Source organism: Phormidium sp. CCY1219 (assembly GCF_055795085.1).
The window spans coordinates 1-5,015 of sequence record NZ_JAYFEQ010000422.1 but is presented as its reverse complement, the minus strand read 5'-3'; the positions used below and the strand labels follow the sequence as shown (position 1 = coordinate 5,015).

The window sequence follows — 5,015 nt, the reverse complement described above, 5'->3', positions numbered from 1 at the left end:
GGGGAGAACTCCTCCCTACGCATAAATGACGAGGGTTTCCGTTCTCCCCCTTACCAACCCTAATTTCTGATGAACAATTGGGATAATTTTGATAGACTAAACTGCGATCGCCAACTCTATGGGTTTTGGCGATCGCAGCACCAACAGTGAAGAGCGCAGATAACACCGCAAATTTCGTTTGCCCCCCTCTATCCGTTTCTAGTGGCGGAAAATCGCCCTCGGTTTCACGTGCCTACGCACTCCTACCTAGGGCTGGGGGGGAAGCTTGGGATTGACCTCTTAACTCAACGATTCGAGATAATCGCGGACGCGATTGCGCCGCTTGGGTTGTCGTAACTTTTGCAGCGCCTTGGATTCGATTTGCCGCACTCGTTCTCGAGATAAATCGAGGGCGCGGCCAATTTCTGCCAAGGAGTAGGGATGACCGTCACTCAACCCAAATCGCAACCGAATTACATCTCGCTCGCGACTGGTTAGATCGGCTAACAGGTGTTGCAAATCCCGATGCAAGGCTTCTTGCATCAGTTTTTCTTCTGGCGAGATATCTTCGGTTTCTAGTAAGTCGCCGAGTTCGGTGTCTTTTTCTTTCCCGACTTTGGTTTCTAAGGAGACCGATCGCGGGACTTTTAGCAAGACTTCGCGCACCTGATTGGGGGTCATCTCCAGTTCGAGGGCAATATCGTCGAGACTTGCCGTGCGACCTTTTTCTTGGGAGAGTTTGCGCTGGGCTTTTTTGATTTTGTTGAGTTTTTCGGTAATGTGAACCGGCAGGCGGATGGTGCGGCTTTGAGTGGCGATCGCCCGGGTGATCCCCTGCCGAATCCACCAATAAGCATATGTGCTGAACCGATAGCCCCGCGCCGGATCGAATTTCTCCACCGCCCGCTCTAACCCGAGGGTTCCTTCTTGGACTAAATCCAACAGTTCTAAGCCACGGTTTTGATATTTTTTGGCCACCGAAACCACCAGGCGCAAGTTGGCCTTGATCATGTGTTCTTTGGCTCGAATGCCCTCGGATTGGATCCGCTCCAGTTCTTGGACGCTCAACCCAACCATTTCGGCCCACTTCCGTTTGCCAGCGATTAAAATTGGCTTGAGGTCTTTCACTTGAATGTCCCCCTGTGCCGCCCACTTTTCTAGGGACGGTCGATGCCCCAGTTGGGAGGTTAGGCGATCTCGAGCATTCACCAGTTTTACATACTGTTGAATCTCGGGATTTTCGTCCGTTGCGGCGCGCTCGCGCTCTTCTTTGAGCTGCATGTAGCGCTGGACTTTTTGCGCTTCCCCAATCTCCTCTTCGCGCCCCAGTAAGCGAACCCGACCGATTTCCTGGAGGTACAACCGAACCAAATCGGTGGTACGGCGGCTGGGGCTTTGTTGGAAGCTAGAGGTTTGGCGATCGTCAATGTCAAATTCAACCTCGATCTTGTCGTCCGCCTTGTCCATTTCGTCGGACTCCTCGATCCCGCCCTCTAAATTTTGGGCGTTCAGTTGATTGTCGTCTTCAGTGTTAGGGTAAAAAGAAATTCCTGGCATGGTGATTCTCTCAGCTGCTCCAGGCGATCGGTAATTTGCTCTGAATCGCTGCCTAGCTGCTATTCTCTCCTTCGTTAGGGACTATACTTCACTCCTACGTGTTCCTACGGAAAAAACCCGCAGTCCTGAAGCCGTCTTAGTTTCTGGTCGCCAGTCCCTCGGTGGGGCACCATCGCCTCCAACCCACTGGCTTCCCGATCCCGACGAAGGAACCTTTTACATCACGGCAGCACGGGTCTGGCCGAGAACTACTTCTCAATCTGACCCGTCATACCAAGTATAGGTAGAGCTTCGATTCATTAGCGTGACTTCTGTCAGAGTGGCGGTTAATCTTCATCACCAGACGGATCTGTTTTGGATCACTAACTGATGGTATCGAGATCTCCAATCCCTCCTCCTTCCCCCTCATAGACCGCGTTTTCAGGTTTTTTGCCTCCTAGATTTGCCGCTCTTTTTTATCTCTAGTTGGTAATTCGTTTTATTAAAAAATTCTAAAATTTGCTTCACCGCCCCTTGTTGAGGCAATTTAAAGCAACGAAAACGGTGCTTTTTCGGTGCGCCGGGTTCGGAAAATCTGCACCTGTCCCACTGAAGAAGGATTCATCCCAGGCAAGGGCGGCGTCAAACTCGGTTATTCTCGATCCCATCGAACTCCCTGAGTCAGACTTCTTGAAAATCCCATCGGTTTGAGCGGCGAAGCCTCTTTCCAAAGATCGGCGAGTCCTTACTCAGGCTTGATATCTCGCAGCATTAGCGCTTCAACTGCCGATTCCGGCGTGATATGGCTTTCGAGTAACCGATGAACTTGATAAGAAATCGGCATGGAAATCCCATGATGATTCGCTCGCTGGATTAATACCCCCGTAGTGTTGACTCCTTCAGCAGTCCCCTCTAAACTCGGCAAAATATCCGCCAGGGTCTTGCCTCGAGCCAGTTGATACCCCACTTGATAGTTGCGGCTGAGGGGACTATTGCAAGTAGCGAGGAGGTCTCCGAGTCCGGATAATCCATAAAACGTTTCAGTTTGAGCGCCCCAATGGGTGCCGATCCGGATGATTTCCGCCAGTCCTCGGGTGAGTAACGCCGCTTTTGCATTGGTCCCCAGGTTGAGACCGTCACAAACCCCCGATGCGATCGCCATTACATTTTTTAGGGTACCTCCCAATTCTACCCCCAATGGATCGGAATTGGTGTAAACCCGAAAACTGGGCGAGGCAAACACTTCTTGCACTTGTTCGGCAGCACTGGGATCCCTGCTGGCCACCGCCGTAGCCGCAGGTAATCCTTGTTGAATTTCTTTCGAGAGATTCGGTCCGGCTAACACCACCACCGGGTTTTGGGGAAATCCCTTTTGCCAAAGTTGGGAAGGAGTGCAAGTGGTTTGTGGGTCGAGTCCTTTAGTCGCCGTGACCACGATCGCCTCTGGTGCCAACTCTAAAGACTGCACTTGAGAAACCACTGCAGGGACTCCTTTCATAGAAACCGCCGACAAAATAATCTGAGCGCCGTGGATGGTTTCTTTTAGGCTGCGATCGCGACTGCGCGACCACAGACGCACCTGATGGCCATTGAGAGAAGCAAGATGTCCTAATGTGGTTCCCCAGACCCCAGCTCCAATAATAGCTAGGGTTTTTGGGAATCTTGAACTCCCCCGGGAACCGGATGCAGTCACATCGTTCATAATTTATCCTGACGACGGGGATAGCGTTCCATTAGCGAGCGTACTTGTTCCGCATGATAAGAACTGCGCGTCAGCGGCGATGAAACTACTTGCAAAAATCCGATCGATTCCCCAAATTCCTGCCATCCGGCGAATTCTTCCGGCGTCACCCATTTCGCCACCGGCAGGTGCAACCTTGTCGGTTGCATGTATTGACCGATGGTTAAAATATCGCAATCTACCGCGCGCAAATCTTCCATGACTTGTCGGATTTCCGCCTCGGTTTCTCCAATTCCCACCATGATGCCAGATTTCGTGTAAACCCACGGCGCGATTTCTCGCGATCGGCGCAATAATTCTAGGCTTCGTTGATAGTTTCCTTGCGGTCTTACCTGGCGATAGAGGCGCGGTATGGTTTCCGTATTGTGGTTGAGTACCTCCGGCGAGGCGGCTAAAACTTTCTCTAACGCTTCCCAATTCCCGCACAGATCTGGAATTAATACCTCAATCGTCGTTCCTGGCGATACCGCACGCACCTCTTCAATGCAACGCCCAAACTGGGAAGCTCCCCCATCGGGCAAATCATCCCGGTTCACTGAAGTAATCACCACATGATTGAGGCGCATCCGCCGCACCGCCTCCGCTAACCGGATCGGTTCGCTCGGATCGAGGGCTTTCGGCTTTTTCTCGAAATCAATATCGCAGTAGGGGCAAGCACGAGTACAGGCAGGCCCCATAATCAGAAACGTTGCCGTACCATTGTGGAAGCACTCGCCAATATTCGGACAGGATGCCTCTTCACAAACGGTGTTGAGCTCTAAATCCCGCAATATGTCTTTAACGTTGCCAACGCGCTCCCTTTGAGGGGCTTTTACCCGCAACCAATCTGGCTTTACACTCATCTGTGCCCTTTGAAATTCAAACAGACTTCAATCCTATCCTAGCCAAAGACGCGGCACGCGATCTATACTGGATTTTGGTAAATCTAGAATAAAAGGTCTAGAAGGGTTTACAAAATGTTGTAAGTCGATCTAGAATGATTTACAGCAATGACGCTTCGGGATGTAGCGCAGTTTGGTAGCGCACTTCGTTCGGGACGAAGGGGCCGCTGGTTCGAATCCAGTCATCCCGATTTTTTTATGAGTGGCATCCTCATGCTCGCCCTAGAATATCGGTGGGGCATCGGACTTGTGGATCCAACATCGGGGCGATCGCGGACAGGCAATTTTGCTTTCCCGCGATCGCCTTCTTGCGATCGGCTTGGGGGGCGATCGCCCATTCACCGCGCACCCCTCCTTTTTCTTTTCACCCATTAAAGAACACAGGCTCCAAGACTACCCCGCTGGCGTCCCATCTTTTGCAACGGGCATTGCGCGATCGTCGGGCATGAAAGATGCAAAAATGCTTCCTTTGACTTGATTCTCTGGTGTAGCCACTCCACAAGGCTTCCACCTAACTGCCAAAACAGTGGAAGCTAGGAGAAGAACTTGACGGATCCCATATGGCCAAACCGGACAATCCTACTCTTTCTCTATGGATCCAACAGCCATCACTATCCAGACTCTACTCTTTATATGCATATAAGGAGAATCCGCTGATGCCCCAATATTGGATCCTCAGAAGCCAATTTGTCCCAGCTCAAGCCGCCCATCCTGGCCTACCACCAAAAAAACGAAAAAAATTTTCGCTTAAAACCCTTGATTGGCAAAGGTTTCAGCAGTTACTCAAAAAAAATCCAAAATTTTTTTCAAAAAAGGGTTGACATTCCCGAATGGGGTTGTTACATTAGTAAAGCGCCTGAAGGAAAGGCAACTGACCC

Annotated in this window: 5 protein-coding genes and 1 tRNA gene; 2 read left to right on the top strand and 4 right to left on the bottom strand. The window is 51.0% G+C overall.

Annotated features, from left to right (window positions below; translation table 11 throughout):
* Positions 1–279: 279 nt before the first annotated feature.
* From sigC to lipA, 3 genes are all read right to left on the bottom strand, one after another.
* Complete coding sequence (sigC, locus tag AC0QH1_RS09665; protein ID WP_324630867.1) at positions 280–1,536, bottom strand: RNA polymerase sigma factor SigC; 1,257 nt, start codon at positions 1,534–1,536, stop codon at positions 280–282.
* Positions 1,537–2,260: 724 nt separating this feature from the next.
* Entirely contained in the window at positions 2,261–3,217 is a 957-nt protein-coding gene (locus AC0QH1_RS09660; RefSeq protein WP_324630866.1) for an NAD(P)H-dependent glycerol-3-phosphate dehydrogenase, read from the bottom strand.
* Positions 3,214–4,098: a lipoyl synthase gene (lipA, locus tag AC0QH1_RS09655; RefSeq protein WP_324630865.1), complete on the bottom strand. Its 885-nt coding sequence runs from the start codon at positions 4,096–4,098 to the stop codon at positions 3,214–3,216. The genes AC0QH1_RS09660 and lipA overlap by 4 nt, the downstream gene beginning before the upstream one ends.
* 156 nt (positions 4,099–4,254) lie before the next feature.
* Between lipA and AC0QH1_RS09650 the strand changes: the two genes are divergently transcribed.
* Positions 4,255–4,328, top strand: a tRNA-Pro gene (locus tag AC0QH1_RS09650).
* A gap of 20 nt (positions 4,329–4,348) precedes the next feature.
* Here AC0QH1_RS09650 and AC0QH1_RS09645 read toward each other — a convergent pair.
* On the bottom strand, positions 4,349–4,486 hold the full coding sequence (locus AC0QH1_RS09645; RefSeq protein ID WP_324630864.1) for a hypothetical protein: 138 nt from the start codon (positions 4,484–4,486) through the stop codon (positions 4,349–4,351).
* A gap of 338 nt (positions 4,487–4,824) precedes the next feature.
* On the opposite strand from AC0QH1_RS09645, the gene AC0QH1_RS09640 reads away from it, so the two are divergent.
* Positions 4,825–5,015 (top strand): hypothetical protein (locus AC0QH1_RS09640; RefSeq protein ID WP_324630863.1); only part of this gene is annotated, 191 nt, incomplete at its 3' end.

What these genes read in the sequence shown, in the direction of transcription:
- sigC (WP_324630867.1), bottom strand. Translation starts at nt 1,536, where the DNA reads ATGCCAGGAATTTCTTTTTACCCTAACACTGAAGACGACAATCAACTG.
- AC0QH1_RS09660 (WP_324630866.1), bottom strand. Translation starts at nt 3,217, where the DNA reads ATGAACGATGTGACTGCATCCGGTTCCCGGGGGAGTTCAAGATTCCCA.
- lipA (WP_324630865.1), bottom strand. Translation starts at nt 4,098, where the DNA reads ATGAGTGTAAAGCCAGATTGGTTGCGGGTAAAAGCCCCTCAAAGGGAG.